This is a genomic window from Geitlerinema sp. PCC 9228 (genome assembly GCF_001870905.1).
In the GTDB taxonomy this organism is placed as follows: domain Bacteria; phylum Cyanobacteriota; class Cyanobacteriia; order Cyanobacteriales; family PCC-9228; genus PCC-9228.
Map to the genome: position 1 here is coordinate 1 of NZ_LNDC01000155.1, position 17,923 is coordinate 17,923.

Annotated in this window: 14 protein-coding genes; 8 read left to right on the top strand and 6 right to left on the bottom strand. The window is 49.9% G+C overall.

Translation table 11 applies throughout. From position 1 onward, the window contains the following. Positions 1–289: 289 nt before the first annotated feature. Complete coding sequence (locus AS151_RS16825; protein WP_071518227.1) at positions 290–574, bottom strand: hypothetical protein; 285 nt, start codon at positions 572–574, stop codon at positions 290–292. Positions 575–796: 222 nt separating this feature from the next. Between AS151_RS16825 and AS151_RS22245 the strand changes: the two genes are divergently transcribed. Then, positions 797–1,387: a hypothetical protein gene (locus tag AS151_RS22245; protein ID WP_071518228.1), complete on the top strand. Its 591-nt coding sequence runs from the start codon at positions 797–799 to the stop codon at positions 1,385–1,387. Positions 1,388–1,687: 300 nt separating this feature from the next. Here AS151_RS22245 and AS151_RS16835 read toward each other — a convergent pair whose 3' ends face one another. Further along, on the bottom strand, positions 1,688–2,137 hold the full coding sequence (locus AS151_RS16835; RefSeq protein WP_071518229.1) for a nucleoside 2-deoxyribosyltransferase: 450 nt from the start codon (positions 2,135–2,137) through the stop codon (positions 1,688–1,690). A 420-nt stretch (positions 2,138–2,557) separates the two neighbouring features. After that, positions 2,558–6,277, bottom strand: a complete 3,720-nt coding sequence (gene bchH / locus AS151_RS16840; RefSeq protein WP_071518230.1) for a magnesium chelatase subunit H — start codon at positions 6,275–6,277, stop codon at positions 2,558–2,560. Positions 6,278–6,545: 268 nt separating this feature from the next. Here bchH and AS151_RS22250 point away from each other — a divergent pair, with 268 nt between their 5' ends. Next, positions 6,546–6,713 carry a hypothetical protein gene (locus AS151_RS22250; protein WP_170861428.1) on the top strand — a complete coding sequence of 56 codons (168 nt, stop codon included), beginning with the start codon at positions 6,546–6,548 and terminating at the stop codon, positions 6,711–6,713. Here the strand turns inward: AS151_RS22250 and AS151_RS16850 are convergent. Continuing rightward, positions 6,690–7,511, bottom strand: a complete 822-nt coding sequence (locus tag AS151_RS16850) for an alpha/beta fold hydrolase (RefSeq protein ID WP_244533055.1) — start codon at positions 7,509–7,511, stop codon at positions 6,690–6,692. The genes AS151_RS22250 and AS151_RS16850 overlap by 24 nt on opposite strands. 85 nt (positions 7,512–7,596) lie before the next feature. Then, the gene (locus AS151_RS16855) at positions 7,597–8,316 is read right to left on the bottom strand and encodes a lysophospholipid acyltransferase family protein (protein ID WP_071518232.1); all 720 of its coding nucleotides are present in this window, start codon (positions 8,314–8,316) and stop codon (positions 7,597–7,599) included. A 582-nt stretch (positions 8,317–8,898) separates the two neighbouring features. On the opposite strand from AS151_RS16855, the gene metG reads away from it, so the two are divergent. From metG to lptC, 3 genes are all read left to right on the top strand, one after another. After that, positions 8,899–10,485, top strand: a complete 1,587-nt coding sequence (gene metG, locus AS151_RS16860) for a methionine--tRNA ligase (protein ID WP_071518233.1) — start codon at positions 8,899–8,901, stop codon at positions 10,483–10,485. A 272-nt stretch (positions 10,486–10,757) separates the two neighbouring features. Further along, positions 10,758–11,393 carry an NYN domain-containing protein gene (locus tag AS151_RS16865; protein WP_071518234.1) on the top strand — a complete coding sequence of 212 codons (636 nt, stop codon included), beginning with the start codon at positions 10,758–10,760 and terminating at the stop codon, positions 11,391–11,393. Between the two features lie 118 nt (positions 11,394–11,511). Beyond that, positions 11,512–12,669 (top strand): LPS export ABC transporter periplasmic protein LptC, encoded by a 1,158-nt coding sequence (gene lptC / locus AS151_RS16870; RefSeq protein WP_071518235.1) that lies wholly within the window; start codon positions 11,512–11,514, stop codon positions 12,667–12,669. A 201-nt stretch (positions 12,670–12,870) separates the two neighbouring features. Here the strand turns inward: lptC and AS151_RS16875 are convergent, their stop codons facing one another. Further along, positions 12,871–14,208, bottom strand: a complete 1,338-nt coding sequence (locus AS151_RS16875; protein ID WP_071518236.1) for a D-alanyl-D-alanine carboxypeptidase — start codon at positions 14,206–14,208, stop codon at positions 12,871–12,873. Between the two features lie 174 nt (positions 14,209–14,382). On the opposite strand from AS151_RS16875, the gene plsX reads away from it, so the two are divergent. From plsX to fabD, 3 genes are all read left to right on the top strand, one after another. Beyond that, the gene (plsX, locus tag AS151_RS16880) at positions 14,383–15,414 is read left to right on the top strand and encodes a phosphate acyltransferase PlsX (RefSeq protein ID WP_071518237.1); all 1,032 of its coding nucleotides are present in this window, start codon (positions 14,383–14,385) and stop codon (positions 15,412–15,414) included. A 198-nt stretch (positions 15,415–15,612) separates the two neighbouring features. Continuing rightward, positions 15,613–16,602: a beta-ketoacyl-ACP synthase 3 gene (locus AS151_RS16885; protein WP_071518240.1), complete on the top strand. Its 990-nt coding sequence runs from the start codon at positions 15,613–15,615 to the stop codon at positions 16,600–16,602. Between the two features lie 67 nt (positions 16,603–16,669). Then, the gene (fabD, locus tag AS151_RS16890; protein ID WP_071518238.1) at positions 16,670–17,557 is read left to right on the top strand and encodes an ACP S-malonyltransferase; all 888 of its coding nucleotides are present in this window, start codon (positions 16,670–16,672) and stop codon (positions 17,555–17,557) included. Positions 17,558–17,923: the final 366 nt, after the last annotated feature.

A 17,923-nucleotide genomic window follows, 5' to 3' on the forward strand; every position in this document is an offset into this window, starting at 1 on the left:
GGGGGGGGAGCATATAAAGCATTAAAGCAAAAAGTAGAGAATATTAGAGATTGTTAATGAATCCAGCACTGTTTAAAGACCCTCCACTTCCACCAGAAGCGTATTGGCATATTCAGCAACGGTATAGTATAGAGTATGTTTCTTAGCCATGATGGCGTTGTTTTTGTCCTATGGTTTCACCTAGTTACCATAGCAGGTTGGCTGCCATTGAGATCCCAAAAATAAAGCCCGCGCAGACGGGCTAATGGCTGAGTAGATTTTTGGGATGTTACAAGGACAGCGATCGCGTTTATAATTTTTTAGGTAGTTCGCGATCGACCTCCGGGAAAAACCGGCGAATCACCGAACAGTCAAACTGCGACATAATCGAACCCGGTCCTTCCCGTTCCAGCAAAAAGTCAAAAGCGGCTTGAATCACTTCATTGGGGGATTGCTGACCGCTTGCCCATTTCTCGTAATCGGAACGGCTGAGGGTAACGCTGTAGTTATAATCTCTTCCTTGGTGGTTGAGCTTCACCTCATAAGTCCAGCCATTGTCTTTCTCTGTTTGAGACTGAATGTCAATATTAGCCATAATCAAAGTTGTAGCAAACTGCTCCTTGCCTCCAGATTCTACCAGGTCTCGGGGAACCAGATAAACCAGAAAGTATTTGCGTCAATAACCAGATAAACCAGTAGAGGGGGCCATGCCCACCCTACATAAACCTTTGACAACATCGAATCCTATTTTGTTCGGTTAAAGTTTTATGATTTTGTTTAAGTCAAATAGAATCTCCAGTTAGGGGTTATCATCCAGATGCTAAGTTACCTGCTTTTCCTTATTGCTGTTGCGCCATTGATAGCCTCAGGAGCCATTGCTTACCTGTATAGCCAATCCCTTTTCTCGCTGGTGGGGGTGTTGGTGGGGACGATTGTCGGGGCTATTCTAATTTTGATATCGGGCGTTTCTTGGCTATACAAACTACAAAAGGCGTGGATGGAATCTCAGGCTGTAGGCTTTATTTTTCTGCCCGTGATTCTACCCTTTTATGCCTACATAGGGGCGATCGCTGGATCCAGTTTGGTTGCCATCTTATATAGTTATAGTAGAAACCATGAAATGCCATTGCTGTTTCCGATAGTTGCCATTGCTTTAACTGCGGTGCTAGGTGGGTTGATGCCGGCAGCGATCGCAGCCCTGCCAGATTTTGCTACAACAGAGGAAGATAGCAGGGAAAACAACAATCTGGCGTTCGGGCTTATTTTGGCGATGGGGATTGGCATTGCTAGTGCTTTGTTGGCCAGTGCATTGGCGTATTTTTTGTTAGCTTGTTTATACCATTTCCGAACAACAACAAGCATCTTGAATTTTCCAATGACCCTGGTAGGGTTGCTTCGCGTGAGATAGAGGAGGGGGAGGAGTGGGAGGAGTGGGAGGAGTGGGAGGAGTGGGAGGAGTGGGAGGAGTGGGAGGAGTGGGAGGAGTGGGAGGGGAGGAGTGGGAGGAGTGGGAGAAGGGGGAGGAGGGGGAAAACCACAAGAAGTTTTCGCCTTAGCCTGGGGGATTTATCGGATTTTCGCAGTACGGATTTGGTAAATTGAAAGATCCCCTTGAAAAGGCTTGCCATGAGCTGGGGTTGCCTTGAGCTTAAAGTAAGAAAACGATAAACTCTGTATCAATAATAAAGGGATTTGACAAAATTTATCCCTAAGCTTTTTCGATCGCTGTTTCCAAACTGTTGACAATCTTGGCAGCCAAATCATCCATTTGCCGGTCTATATCATCTTGAGCCTCCGCCAAAATCACCGTATTGGCAGACGCATATAACATAGCATTAAAGCCTTTCACATCGCCAGACTGACGCAAATCTGTACGCAAAGCAATCACGGGAATGCCCATACCCGTAGCATAGCCGCATTCCCAACAAGTACCCGAATCTGCATCCGCACCATCTAGAATAGCAACAACCACATGCGATCGCTCAATTCCCTCCCGACAAGTGCGATAAATCTCGCCAATCTCCTGCAACTGCGCGCATTCCGCCTGTGGCAGAAACACCGGATTTCCCTTCGTCTCAATCGCTTTTGCCAACCGAGCATTAAAATTCTGTTCCGCCGCCGAAAACAAAGGGGCAGCCAAATAAATTTGCAGTGCCATATCGCGAAAAATTAGAACCAGACAGCAACGCCATTATACACCAAGCAAAACCCACACCAAATCGCCATTCCCAGCAACCAAAACCAAGAAAATTTTATCATTTATATTGCATGTAAAACCTATCTACAACTATAAAATCAAAATTCAAAAAACTTTTTTTATTCTTATTATACCATTTCTGAAAAATAACGATTGTCTAGAATTTCTCAATTGCCCTGGTAGGGGGGATTCGCGAAGCGCCCCTACAAAAATGCCTCTATTATCTCTTGCAGATTATTAAGAAAATGGTATTACCATCTATTCGATCTTACCCCAGGCTCCCACGCTCCCACGCTCCCACGCTCCCACGCTCCCACGCTCCCACGCTCCCACGCTCCCACGCTCCCACGCTCCCAGGCTCCCAGGCTTATATACTTCAAATCACCATGTCACCCCCTCTACATCAGCCTCCGCCTCATCGTACAACGCCTGCAATCGCTCAATTTTCTCCTCATCCGCAGACCAGAACCCACGGCTTTTCGCTTCCAACATCCGCCCCACCAAATTGCGGAAAGCCTCCGGATTCGCTTCCCGTAACTTCTTCGCCATCTCCGGGTCAAACGCATAGGTCTGCGCCGCCTGGTCGTACACCCAATCATCGTGAAAATTCGCCGTACCGCCCCAACCAATCAACGCCGTCATCCGTTGGGAAATCTCGTAAGCGCCGCCAGACCCTTGGTCAGCCATCTGATTCGCCCATTTGGGATTTAATAGTTTGGTCCGATATTCCATCCGTAGAATATCTTCTAACTTACGCGGCGTGGTATCTTGAGAAAAACTCTCAATAAAGCTCGTTTCTACCTTGCTGCCTTTTTGTTTTTCCGCCGCTAGCTTCAAGCCTCCCGTATTGGCGTAATATTCCTGAATATCCGTCAGACCGTACTCTACCGAATCAATTTCCTGGACAATGCGATCGCATCCTTTCAACAGCGAGTTTAACACCTCCGGTCTGGCTTGCCCGTTATCCTGGCGACCGTAGCTATATCCATTACGTTGCGACCAAGTTTGCGCCAGTTCCTCTTGTGATTCCCAACTGCTATCGATGACCTGTTCGTTGACCATAGAACCAAAATCGCCAGCCGGATTGGAAAACATCCGCGCCGTGGGATTTTCCACCCCTTGTTCTTTTAATTCCAAAACATGCTTGCGAATAAAATTGCGATCGCAAGGTTCCTCCGCTGCCGCCGCCCTACCAAACAAATCATCCAACAACTCAATAATATTAGCAAACGTATCCCGGAAAATCCCCGATAAATTCGCCAAAACATCAATCCGGGGATGGTCCAAACTTTCCAAAGGTCGCAACCCATAGCGAACAATACGACCCGTTCCTTCCTTAATCGGTTCCGCGCCAACCAACTCCAGCACAATTCCCAAAGACTCCCCTTTGGTCTTAATCGCATCCAACCCCCACAGCAACACCGCAATGGTTTCCGGATAGGCTTGATGCGCCTCCCAATGTTGGGAAATCGTCTTGCGGGCAATTTCGCGACCTCTCACCAACGCCGCATCCGAAGGCATACGATAGGGGTCCAGCGCGTGAATATTGCGACCCGTTGGCAACACGCCGGGTCCATCGCGCAGCAAATCCCCACCAGGCGCTGGCGGAATGTATTCCCCATTCAATCCCCGCAGCAAGTTCGTCAGTTCTTGGTCGGTTTGCAAGAGCAAATCGCGAATTTGAACGGCCGTTTCCAAATGTTCCTCTGGTAGCGTTTTTGCCACTTCCGAGGAAATTTCTTCCTGACGGGCAATTTTTGCCAACACCTCTGGTGGCAATCGGTCGTTGAAATAAGCCGTTAAATAAGATTCGATTTGTTCCGGCGTGGGATTTTCCCCAAACACATGCAATCCCGAGGAAAACAAACGCTGTTCCAAAACTTGCAGGTACTCGTAAACTTGGACAAAATACTCGTTAAGAACCTGCGGACTGAACATGCGCGCGTTTTCCGGGGTAAAAGACATGCCTAGCTTTTTCGCCTCTTGGAAAGGACAATCCGCATCCAACCCCGCATCAGTAATTTTCTGACAAATGGCTTCCCGCAAGTCAGCATTTTTCTGCGGATCCTCCCGATATTCGGCAATCAAATCCCGCAGCACCATCAATTCTTTGTACAAGCCAGCGCGACCGTAGGGAGGAACGTTGTGGGAAAGCAGAACGCCGTATCCCCGACGTTTGGCTAGCATGGATTCGGAAGGATTGTTGGCGGCGTAGAGATAGAGATTGGGAATGTTGCCCAGTAAAATATCCGGCCAAGAATAACCGGTATTTCCCAAAGGCGAACCGGGCAGCCATTCTACGGTACCGTGCATGCCAAAGTGAATCACGGCATGGGCTTGGAATTTATTTTGCAACCATTTATAAAAGGCGGTGTATTGCGGGTGAGGGGTTAAATCGCGCTCGAATAACAATCGCATGGGATCGCCGGCAATGCCCAAGGGTGGCTGTACGCCAATCCAAACATTGCCCAGTTGGATGCCGCCTAAATGAAATTCGTCGCCATAGGTTTTGATGCCGGTTCCGGTGAGGGGATGCCAGTGTTTTTCGATGCGCGTGGTTAGCAAGTATCCCAACCAGCGTTCTAAGGTTTTGACGCTCACTTTGGTTCCCGGTTCTTTGGCCAAACGTGGTTCTAGGGTTTCGTCGGCTGCTTTGACCCGTTGCACCAGTTCTTCGCCGTCTTCGGGGAGTTCGCCCACGTCGTAGCCGGCATCGCGCAGGGTTTGCAATACTTTGATGAGCGATCGCGGTACGTTGAGCAAAGCTGCGGTTCCGGTGGCACCGTATCCAGGAGGAAATCCGTACAGTAGAATGGCAATGCGGCGTTGGGAAACGGGGGTTTGCCGCAGTTCGATCCATTTTTTGATTCTACCGGTCAGGCGTTTGACTCGTTCGGGAATGAGATAAATATCTTCTCCGACCAAGCCACCTAGGGGAACGGTATCGATGGCACCATCCAGTTCTGGCAAGGCATACAGAACTACGCTTTGCAAACCACCGATGCCTTGCCGGGTCCAGGAATAAATGTCTTGAATCAATAGGGGAGCGGCAATTATATAAGGAATGTTTTTGGCGGATAAGATTTGTTTGGCGACGGCGATTTGTCTGCCGGCTTCCATGGACCCGGCGGGACCGCCGACCAGGGGAAAACCAATGGTGGAAGCGATCGCGTCTACGGTGGCGGCATCCTCTTTCAAGGAAGCAATTTCCCGATTTCCTTGTTGGCGTTGGCTTTGTTCGTAGCTGGTGGTGAGCCAATCGCGCACGGCAACGTGACCTTCTACGCCGTTGATGAAGATGGGTAGGGGGGTTAATTGTTCTTCTTCAAAGTAGCGAATCAGTTTGCCGATGTAGGCTTGTTGGGTGATGACGTGTTTGCGGTACAGCAAAATGGCTACCACTGGCTGGTTGGTCGTTTGGGGATGGGTTTGGCGGTACCACTGCAAGTAGGCTTGGGGGGAGGTGAAATATCCTTGGTAGTCGGGATGCAGCAATCCCATGTTGGGGGTTTCGGCAACTTCGGGGATTTCGCCGACTTCCAATCCCAGGTATTGGTTGGCGAGGAACCAGAACATGGCGGCGACGTTATTGGTACCGCCGGCGTTCCAGTAGCCGTAGACGATGAGCCAGTTGCGCAGGTCTTGAACTTTTTTGGCGGGGATGAATTTTAGGAGTCTGGGTCCGGTTTTGAGAAAGCTGAGGTAACCGGCGAGTTTGTCTTCTTCGCGATTGTTGCTAAATTTATCAAGAATAAATTTTACTGGTTTGGGCATGCCTTTGGGGCGATCGCCGATTTTGAATTTACCGATTTGAGTCATGCTCATGAGTTCTAGGGCAGACTCGAAGGCGAGGCGAATGGGAATGTGTTGGATGTTTTCTCGCAGCCACAATACTTGGTCGTAGTCGAACAGTAGGCTGCCAAAGAATATATCTGCTTTTTGTAAGGCGTCGGCAATCGCGTTGGGTTGTGTGGCGATGTCGCGATCGCTAAAAATATGAATATCGAGTTCTGGTACGCGAGATGCGGCAATTTCGGCGGCTTGGCGGTACAGGTCGCTGTTGAAAGATTCGAACCCGGCAATGAGGACGATGCGTTTCATAGGTTTGATTCTCCGACGCCAGGAGACAAAAGCTTTTCAGGGGATTTTTCGCACGGCGATGGTGCCCAAGATACCAGTGCTTAATCCTATCGTAGCTTACAGGTTTGATTGCTGGCCAAAAAGTCTAAAATTGCTGCAAACTGATACTAGGAGCAAGTCCTTTTTCCAGAGAATAGCTAGATGGGGAAGGAGGGGCGATCGCTCGGTTGAATTTTTCCCCAAAATGAGAGAAAAATTATTGCTTTCGGTTGAATTGCTGGTTTGTGCAATGAAGGAACGGCTCTGGACGATCGCGATCGATTTGCTTAATATGGGGGCAATACGGAGATGCGATCGCTGGCAGGTGGTTACCGATAGCATTTACAACGACAATCGCCCGCACCGCCAGTCACAACAAGCGAAGGTTACCCCGCTAGCTGGCTTGGCGTTGGGATAGCTGTTCTCGAACGGGCATTCGCGGTAGGAATTTATGTGCTTTCATGATTTTGTAGAGATTGGTTTCTGTTTCGAGCAAGCAAGCATGGCCGCTTTTGGGTAAAACCACCATTTCCGCGTTGGGGCAGTTGTCGATGTATCGCTGCACTTCTTGTACGGAAGGCAAGAGTCGGTCGCTGCCACTGGCGATCGCTAAAATTGGTTGACGAAGGCTGCGCAATTGTTCTAGGGTGACATCAAAATCTCGCAGCAGGGATAAACGCCAACTGGTGGTTTCTGCTGGCACCGATTGCATGGCACGAATTAGTTTTTGGCGATTGTCTGGGGAAATGCGATGCAAAGATGCTAAAAAGGGAAGCAAAGCGATCGCGGATACCGGTTGTAAGAAATTGGGCATCCAAGCCAACAAGCACGATCCCCACGCCATTAAGGTTTGTTCTCGAAACGAGGAAGCGGGATTGCACAGAATCAGTCGGTCAAACCATCCCGAAGCCGCTAGCGCCACTTTCACCGCCCAACAGCCACCAAAGGATTCCCCCAGCAGGTAGATAGGGCGCATGGGATGCGATCGTTTTTCCTTTTCCAGCAATCCTACCACTTCATCCACCAACGTTTGCCAATCCGAGCGATCGCTTGGGGGAAGTTGCAAGCAACGCACGTCAAAAACCTTGCGCAAGTCTGGTACTTGGGAAGTGAGCAGTTCTCCCGTACTATCCATGCCTGGGAAATAAATTAATAAGGGATAGTGTTGGTTTTCGGGGGTGGGTGAGAGAACGTGCAAGTGATGTTTGTGGTTCATGAGCAATAAAGACTTGATGGTGGTAGGTATTTTAAGGTATCTGCAATTGATTTTGCTGCTGAATATTTTGCCGAGTATTTTGATTTTAGAACCCTGCTCGTAACAAATCGGTAACTTCCTGGTAGCAGTATTGGGAAACCTCCTTGACCATTTCCTTGGCTTGTTTGCCTTGATAGGCTTCGCGGCGAGGGGCCGTAATCCAAAAAGGACGCCCAATGGCAACCGTCACCTGGCGATACAATACCACTGGATGCCAAGCATCTTGCTGGAAAAGGGGTTCTGAAGGATCGAACCAAGATAGCAATTTGACCGGGATGGGAGATTGTACGATTTCGTCTTCCGAGATAATGGCAATGGGAACTACAGCTAGTTCCGGCGTGGGCGATCGCAAAGCCAAATGAGCAAATCCCCGCTGGAATGACCCTACCTGTCGTTGGGAACGATACTGCACCATAGGGGCTGCCCCCTCGGGGAAAATCCCCACCACTTGGCGGCTTTGTAAAAACTGGGAAGCTTGCTGGAAAAACTGTTGCTGGCGCATTTGCACCGACTCTAAAGGAAAGCACCCCCAAGCCGTTACCAAATCCCGCATCAAAGGTACTTGTCCCATATAATGGTGGCAGGCAAAGCGAATGGGACGGTTCATTGCCACCATCATTAAGGGGGCATCGAGAAAGCTGCGGTGATTGCTAACAGCAATAGCGGATGTATCCGCCGGCAAGCGATCGCGGTGGATAATAGAAGTTTGCACTTGAAACAGTCTCAGACACCACTGAGACATTTGTAAGGCAGACGTAGCAGACATGAAATTTTTAGCAAATTTTTGGGATCTTCCAAAGGCACCCAGTGCGTTTCGGTCTGTCAGCGTTTGTGCGAGCCGGATGGGACCGAGGTCCTATTCGTACAGACCATCCCTGAGCGGTAAGTTTCCTGCCGTGCATCTCCCTCTGGCACAGTACTGAATGCAATCGGGAGCGAATAGAGAAACTTGCATGTTGGGAATAATGAGAATGTTGTCCCAAAAACGACTAACAAGTTGGTTAATGGAAGCAACACGCAGTCAGCACCCCCGCCTGAAGCACGGGGCTTCATGCCTCCAGCTTCAGGTAGCTGACCAACCTAAGCCTTTTGGGGCTACGTTTTTAGGGTGATTGTAGATAGGGGACTTGGCGCTTCCCCTCTACTTATGATAATAGGTAATAAGAAAATTGAAAATCTGCTTGAATGGGGTAGCCCGTCTTTTTTTCGGATCGGGTACCACCACCAGCGGTTTTCCTCAATCAAGCCCTACTATAATTAAGCTCCTGGAAAAAATGGTTCTAAAATCTTCCGTTTGTCGATAATTTTTGCTTACTGAAGGTAAAAGAATTTGTCATAAAAAAACTCAGTGAATCAAATGGATGTAAAACGAGAAAAATTTACGCTTACGACCCCTCTATACTATGTAAATGCCCTTCCCCACATTGGTAGCGCGTACACCACCATGGCCGCCGATGCCAGTGCGAGGTTTCAACGCCTGCAGGGGAAATCCGTGCGATTGGTTACCGGAACCGACGAACACGGTCAAAAAATTCAACGTACCGCTCAAGAAGCCGGGCGATCGCCGCAAGAGTATTGCGACGAAATAGCAACTGGTTTCGATCGCCTGTGGCAAAAACTTGACATTCAATACGACCGTTTTATTCGCACCACCGATCCCCGCCACGAAATTCTGGTGAAAGAATTCTTTCAAAGGGTGTGGGATGCCGGAGATATTTATCTAGGCCGGCAAACCGGATGGTACTGCGTTTCCTGCGAAGAATTTAAAGACGAGCGGGAACTGCTAGAAGAGCACTACTGCCCCATCCATCCCAACAAGCAAACCGAATGGCGGGATGAAGAAAACTACTTTTTCCGTCTGAGCAAATATCAAAGCCAGCTAGAAGATTTGTACGCCCAACATCCCGAGTTTATTCAACCGGAAATGCGACGCAACGAAGTGCTGAACTTCGTCAAGCAAGGGTTGCAAGACTTTTCCATTTCTCGGGTTAACTTAGATTGGGGATTCCCCGTACCCGGCGATCCCAGCCATACCCTTTACGTTTGGTTTGATGCGCTGTTGGGATACATCACCGCCCTAGTGGAACCCGGCGAAGAACCCAACTTAGAAAATGCCGCGCAATGGTTGCCCTTTGACCTGCATTTAATTGGCAAAGACATCCTACGCTTTCACGTGGTTTATTGGCCGGCCATGCTCATGTCTGCCCAACTCCCCTTGCCCAAATGCGTTTTCGGTCATGGTTTCCTAACCAAAGACGGACAAAAAATGGGCAAAAGCCTGGGCAATACCCTCGACCCCTATCAACTAGCGGATCGCTACGGTGCCGACGCCGTTCGGTATTATTTCTTAAAAGAAATTGAATTTGGCCGCGACGGCGATTTTAACCACACTCGTTTTATCAACACGCTCAACGCCGATTTGGCCAACGATTTGGGGAACTTGCTCAACCGCAGCTTGAACATGAGCCGCAAATATTGTAATGGTAAATTACCAAATATCGCCGCTGAGGACATTGCTGATAGCAACCCGCTCAAGCAAATGGGGCAGCAGGTCGGCGAAAAAGTAAAGAAAGCTTACCAGCAACTTGGCTATAGCGAAGCTTGTCAAGCTATCCTAGAGTTGGTAAGAACTGGTAATAAATACATAGACGAGCAAGAACCCTGGACTCTTTACAAGCAGAAACAGCAAGCTGCTGTAGAAGAGATTTTGTACGCGGTTTTGGAATCAGTGCGCGTAGCAGCTTACCTGCTTTCTCCAGTTGTGCCCCAATTAAGTACAAAGATTTACCAGCAGTTGGGGTGGGCGGTAAATTTTGAAGACCAAGCAGCAATTGGTGAAAAAGCTCCATATTCCGTGCATTCTCGCTGGGGAATCTTGCCTGCCAACCAACCAATTGAAAAACCCCAACCCGTATTTCGCCGTTTGGAGGAATAGTTCGGCGGCGGAAGCTAGGAAAACAGAAATTTGCCGATCGCTTCCTGGCTGATGCTTCTACAAACTGGTTCAAGCCAAAACCTTTCCCCATGACTTCTTTGGGAGTGTCGGGAGAAAGGTGGAATCAAATTGTTTGCTCAAAAATTTCCAGCTTGAGCAAAGGAAGTTGGTGTTCCCCAAAAAAAACAAAAAAGTTGAAAAAGTAGAAACAAACAGTCAGGATATTTCCCACAAATTTTCTATATCAGATAACAAAAGAGGCATAAACAATCATGTTCGATCGTCAAGACAGTGAATGCATTTTCACCCCAGAGCAGCTATGGGAAAATCGCGGCCGTGTAGCGATTTTCATCGACGGCTCCAACCTTTTTTATGCGGCTTTGCAGTTAGGGATTGAAATTGACTATACCAAATTATTGTGCCGCCTGACTGGGCGTTCGCGCCTATTGCGTTCTTTCTTTTATACCGGTGTCGATCGCACCAATGAAAAGCAACAAGGATTTTTGTTGTGGATGCGGCGCAACGGTTATCGCGTGGTAGACAAGGAATTGGTGCAATTGCCCGACGGCTCCAAAAAAGCCAACCTCGACGTGGAAATTGCCGTGGATATGATGTCTCTGGTGGGGGCATACGATACGGCTGTACTGGTCAGCGGTGATGGCGACCTTGCCTATGCCGTCAATGCAGTTAGCTATAAAGGTGCGCGGGTCGAAGTGGTGAGCTTGCGTGCCATGACTAGCGATAGCCTGATTAACGTTGCCGATCGCTATATCGACCTAGAAGCGGTTAAAGAAGACATTCAAAAAGGCGATCGCCACCATCACCAACACCATCACCCCAATCCCTACTCCGATCGCTATCGTTCCATGTCTGGGATGGGCATGATGGACTCAGCAGAAGAAGGATAGTTGCTGTGGGGAACAGGGAAGAAGCCACCGAACGTGGAAGTAAGGAATCGTTGCTTTTATCTTCCCCCTTTCCCCCTCTTCCTATCATCGTCCTAAATTGTACGCTACTCCAACCAAAGTGGTCACTTCATTTTTTCACAAGCACAGACAGCAAACAGTTGCTGGTTTTTTCTTTTTTTTACTGCTAGCGGCAACCGCCGGTTGTGGGTCTGAGGAAGCAAGCGAACCTGAAACCAGTTCCGAAACCAATATCCGCGAACGCATCGAGAACGAACTAACCTTCGATGATGTTACTTTAAAACAGCTCAATTCCGCAGGGGAACGTTTGTGGACCGTTGAAGCCATCGAAGCCGCCTACAATCAAAGCCGTAGCGTTGCTTCCGTGAAAAACCCGCAGGGAGATCTGTATCAAGAGGGTCAAGTTGCCTACGAAGTGGAAGGCGATACCGGCACCATCTACGAAGATGGGAAAAAGATTGTGCTGCAGGGCAACGTCATTGCCAAGCAAAAGAAAGATGGTGCAGTTTTGTACGGGGATGAGATGGAATGGTATCCCCAACAAGACCTGTTATTGGTGCGGGGCAATCTTCGCGGGGTGCAAGAGCAAACCGAAGTTTTGGCTAAGGAAGGGAAAGTTTACAACCAACAAAGTCGCGTGGAACTCAGCGGTGACGTGGTGATGACAGATAAAGATGCCCGGGTGCGGCTGAAAACCCAACAAGTGGTTTGGGAACTCGATGCCGAACGAGCCAGCAGCGAAACTCAAGTGAATATCGAACGTTACGCACAAGACAATCCAGAACAAATCCGCGATCGCGCCACCGCCAACCGCGGTGAAGTTCAGTTAGACCAAGAAATTGCCACCTTACAGCAAAACGCCGAAGTCGTCTTAGGCGACCCTCCCATTACGGTAAACAGCGATCGCTTGGAGTGGAACATCCAACAGGCAACAGTGAACGCCCCCACCGCCGTCACCATGTTCCATCGCCAGCAAGAATTTACCCTCCAAGGCGACCAAGGCTTGCTCGACCTCCAGCAGCGAACTCTTTTTGCCAAAGGAAACGTCGTCGCCACTTCTGCTTTAGACGAATCCCGGTTAGAGTCCAATCGCTTGCTGTGGAATTTAGAAGCAGAAACCTTTACTGCCACCGGCGAGGTTTTTTACCGCCAAAGCGACCCAGCTATGACATCCACCGGACCCCAAGCGAAGGGCAGACTTCAAGAGCAACAAATTGTACTCGAAGGAGGTCGGGTGGTGACGGAGATTGTGCCTTAGTTGGCGTGGGTGGAATCTAGGCAGCTTGGGGGATAGGGAAATGCAACGCTCCCAAATTCGATCTACAAAAATCCCACTTCCTTGTATCAGCTATCCCGGTGTGGTTGCCCCCTAATTCACGTTGCTACAGTTTCGCCGTCGATCTAGGTCGGATTCCGGATGAATTATTTGCTTCCACACTCGGTACGCCCCCACCCTCAACTATCCACCCAACAAAACCTCCTGACGCCCGGGATCGCCTAGAAATGGCTCCTGCTTGGCTATGGCAGCGCGATCGCGACCAAACGGAATGAGAGATAAATGTTGGTTTTTGCCCAAATCTTGCTGCAAATTTTGTAACAGCCAGTCTTGTTGCTGCCGGAACAGAGGAATATCGGTGCCGCGGTCGATGGTGGCGAAACAGACCCATCCTTGGTCTCGGGTGGGCAACAAGCCAGCCAAAGCACTGACCTGGCCTAAGGTGCCGGTTTTGACAATGGTAGCTTCCGGGAGATTGCGTCCCACCAACGTACCGCGATCGCGACCGGCGACGGGAAACAAATCGGCCACGCTGAAGCCATGGGGTTGTAAGTGGCGTTGGATGGCGAGGAACATGGCACAGGCCGCTCGCGGCGAAACTTGATTGCCCAGTCCCAAACCAGAACCATTTTCCAGTTGGATTTCATCACTCGCAACAGCCGCTTCCCTAGCCGCCATTCCTGCTACTTGGGAGGCACCTCCCACCAAATCCGCTAGCATTTCAGCCATGGCATTGTTGCTGTAAATATTCATTTGTTTGAGAATTTCGACCAACGGCAAAGAACGATGGCGTAGAAACGGCGTAAATCTGGCTGGAGGATGGTTTCTGCTGCGGACTTCCCCCGCGATCGCCAGGCGCGGTTGGGGCGTTGGTGACGGCATCTGGGCATGCTGGGAAATGGCTTCAGACGGCCAATTTTCGGCATTGAACGCCTTTTTAAACAAGTTGCCGGCTTTTTTGGGGTCGCGCTCGTAGTTCATGGCAAAATCACCGGAAATTACTAAATCCCCAGCAACGCGATCGATGCCCAACTGTTGCAAGCGATTGGCCACCGCGATCGCTTCTTCCCAAACAAACAGCGGATCGCCACCACCCACCACAATCAAATCTCCCTGCAAAATGCCACCTTCAATCGCCCCATTGCTCCCCACCAAGGTCTCGAACTCGCGATCGACATCCCAGCGTGTCAGAGCCGCCAAAGAAGTGGCAATTTTGGTCAAAGAAGCAGCGGGGAACGCCTGCTTGCCCCGGTGGTTGGCTAGTACCTGCCATCCCGACTGGATCCATATTCCTTGTTGGGATGGGGACCATCCTTGCTGTGCTAAAGTGTTGGTATACGTTTGGACATGTTGGGCGATCGCGCACTGAATGCGGCTGTGACAGCTGCCTTCAGCAGTCACCAAAGTCGTACTGGGAAAGGCAGGCCACAGCAACATTTGGGCTGATTCGGCATAGGGAATCGAACGATTGGATCCTTGCAACCACAAAGCTAGCAAACTAGCACTGAAAGGTTCCCACACAACGATATTTCCTGTAAAACAACGAATTTGGAAAAAATGCCGGCAACTTCTCCCTCAGTGGCAATGATTTTCCCACAACAGTGGCAACCCCTATTTCAAGAGAAGAAGAAATCACCATTCGTAGCTTACTAGTTTACCTGGTAGAATTTCTAAGGTTTCTATAAAATTTGGTCAATGGGATCGACGTGCGCAAGGATTGCAGTTGATGCGATGGGCGGGGATTACGCCCCCGACACCGTCGTCGCAGGTGCGCTAAAAGCCGTAAACGAACTGGAAGCAAAAATCTTGTTGGTGGGCGATCCCCAACAAGTAGAAGCTGCTATCGAACGGCATGGCAGTTCTTCCGCCCTAGATATCGTTCCAGCCACCGACGTTATCGGTATGCACGAGGAAGCATTGAGCGCCATCAAACGCAAGCCTCAATCTTCCATCGGTGTAGCTACCGAACTGGTCAAACGCGGCGAAGCCGACGCTTTGGTTTCAGCCGGTCACTCGGGAGCGACAATGGCAGCCTCCTTGCTGCGTCTGGGGCGTTTGCCAGGAATCGAGCGACCTGCTATTGGGGGAATTTTCCCCACTATGGTACCTGGAAAACAAGTACTGGTTTTGGATGTGGGGGCGAATGTAGATTCGCGCCCTCGCTATTTGGAACAGTTCGCTGGTTTGGGTGCCATTTACAGCCAGTATGTATTGGGAATCGAAAGTCCCAAAGTTGGCTTGCTTAACATTGGCGAAGAAGCCAAAAAAGGGAACGATTTAACCATTCGCACTTACGAACTTTTAGAGAATAATCCCCAAATTCCGTTTGTGGGTAACGCCGAAGGACGCGATGTGCTCTCGGGTCACTTCGATGTGGTGGTCTGCGACGGATTTGTGGGCAACGTGTTGTTGAAATTTGCGGAAGCCGTGGGCAATACCGTCTTGCAAATCTTCCAGCAGGAACTTTCCCATGTGGATTCCCGCATAGATATGGAATTGCTCAAACCCACCCTCGGCCGCATTCGCCAGCGAATCGACTATGTAGAACACGGAGGTGGCTTGCTGTTGGGGGTCAATGGCGTTTGTGTAATTAGCCACGGTTCTTCGCAAGCGCCTTCTATCTACAGTGCCATTCGTTTGGCTAACGAAGCGGTAGAGCGCGAAGTTCTCAAGAAACTACACGCTCGCTATCGTGGAGATAACGAACTAGCAGAAGATGCAGTTTAACCGGTGCATCCTGAAAACTTCCAAGCATCCGGCGATACTGGCTGCTAGCAGTCATGGATGGCCAGGGGGTGTTTGGAGGTTCGATTGGGATGCGTGGGGGAGGTGGCTGCCAGCGGGCAGTATAACTCCCCTATTTATGTCCGTTCTGCTCGATCTGCTGAAAGCCAATTGCTGGGAGATAAAATCTTGACTGATGCAATGGTGGGGATGGCCGTAACGGGGAGCGGTTCTGCTATGCCGGCAGCTGCCCTCGACAACCATGCCCTCAGTAATTTGGTGGAAACGTCTGATGATTGGGTGACCACCCGTACCGGAATTCGGCAGCGTCGCGTTGCCGGTCCAACGGAGTCTTTGGTGCAATTGTCGGCTCTCGCCGCCCGAGAAGCGATCGCTATGGCAGGGTTGACCCCTAAGGATTTGGATGCGATCGTACTGGCTACCTCTACCCCAGACGATTTGTTTGGCAGTGCTGGCAAAATCCAAAAAGAATTAGAAGCCCCCCAGGCGGTGGCTTTCGATTTGACGGCAGCTTGTTCTGGTTTCCTATTTGGTTTGGTGACCATCGCCCAGTTTTTGCGAACCGGTACCTATCGCAATGCTTTGGTGATTGGTGCGGATATTTTGTCTCGCTGGGTGGATTGGCGCGATCGCCGAACTTGCGTACTTTTTGGCGATGGGGCTGGGGCAGTGGTGGTGCAAGCAACCAGCGATCGCGATCGGTTGTTGGGATTTGAACTGCGCAGCGATGGCAGTCAAAATGATTGCTTGCAGCTTCCCTATCAAGGGAAACCCTACCACTTGGTAGACGAGGTTGACATTACCCAAGGAAATTACCAACCCATTTTTATGAATGGCAAAGAGGTGTTTCGCTTCGCCGTCAAACGGGTTCCCGAAGCGATCGAAAAAGCCCTGTTCCGCGCCCAAATGGACATCGAACAGGTGGATTGGCTGTTGTTACATCAAGCTAACCAACGAATTTTGGATGCTGTGGGCGATCGCTTGCAAGTTCCCTCGGAAAAAATTCTGAGCAACCTTGCTACCTACGGCAATACCTCAGCCGCTTCCATTCCCATTGTGTTGGATGAAGCCGTACGTGCTGACAAAATTCAACCAGGGGATGTCATTGCTGCCTCTGGATTTGGGGCAGGGCTGAGCTGGGGCGCTGCTATTTTTGAATGGGGTCGGTAATGGGATCGTGCCAACGCTACCGTTACAAGAAAAAAATAGACGAACAGACAAGGCAATACAATTCGATATGGAGCAAAACAATAAAATTGCATGGGTTTTTCCCGGACAGGGATCGCAATCGGTGGGAATGGAAGCCGATTTGTTGGATTTGCCCCTGGGCAAAATGAAATTTCAGCAAGCTGAAGAAATTTTGGGCTGGTCGGTGGTGGATGTTTGTCAAAATCCCGACGAGCAAGTTTCCCGTACCCTCTATACCCAGCCATCCCTGTACGTTATCGAAAGCATTTTGGTCGATTTGCTGCACCATCGGGGCAACCAACCCCAACTGGTAGCCGGTCACAGTCTGGGAGAATACGTGGCTTTGTACGCTGCTGGGGTTTTTGATTTTGCTACTGGTTTGCAACTGGTTAAACGCCGCGCCGAACTGATGGATAGTGCTTCTGGCGGTCAAATGGCTGCTTTGATGAAATTCGACCGCAACCAACTGGAAGAACAGCTAGCCCAAACCCCCAACGTGGTCCTTGCCAACGACAACAGTCCCCTCCAAGCAGTGATTTCGGGAACGCCAGAAGCTGTAGATGAGGTGGTTAACAATGTGAAAGCCCGGCGGGTTGCGAAACTCAACGTCTCCGGTGCCTTTCACTCGCCGATGATGAAAGAAGCCGCGGCAGAATTCCAAAAAGTTTTGGATGCCGCCCAGTTGCAAGATGCCCAAATTCCCGTTCTCTCCAACGTAGATCCATCGCCGGCTACCGATGCCACTACCCTCAAAAATCGCTTGCAACAGCAAATTACCGGTCAAGTACGTTGGCGGGAAATTTCCCTGCGACTGCCAGAGGAAGGCATTGAAAAAGTCATTGAAGTAGGACCAGGCAACGTTCTCACCGGCTTGATTAAGCGGACCTGCTCCGAGCTAACTTTAGAAAATATTAGCAACGCTGCTTCAATGCATTGATACTCCGCGCTCGTCGCAGATGCGAATTCTTCCTTCAGCGATTCGTCTTGCGGAAACAGTCTTTCGCCAGCTACGGTAGCGGACCAATCTCCGGCAGCGTTTCCTGCCTCACCGACAGAAGCATCGGTGTGCCCCACCGTACTTAAAGCAAGTTCCCAAATGTTGCGTGCCGCCTTTTCTTCTCTATCCAACCGACACCCACAAGACGCCAATATGGGTCCGTGTGGAAGGGGCGCAACGCGTTGCGTCCCTACTTGCGAACTATTGCACCGCAACCCGAACCCTGCTACTTCCTAATAGGTGATTTACTGGACAATAATTGACTTTTATTGACTTGATAGTCGTAGCCATCTTTCTTAAAGATTG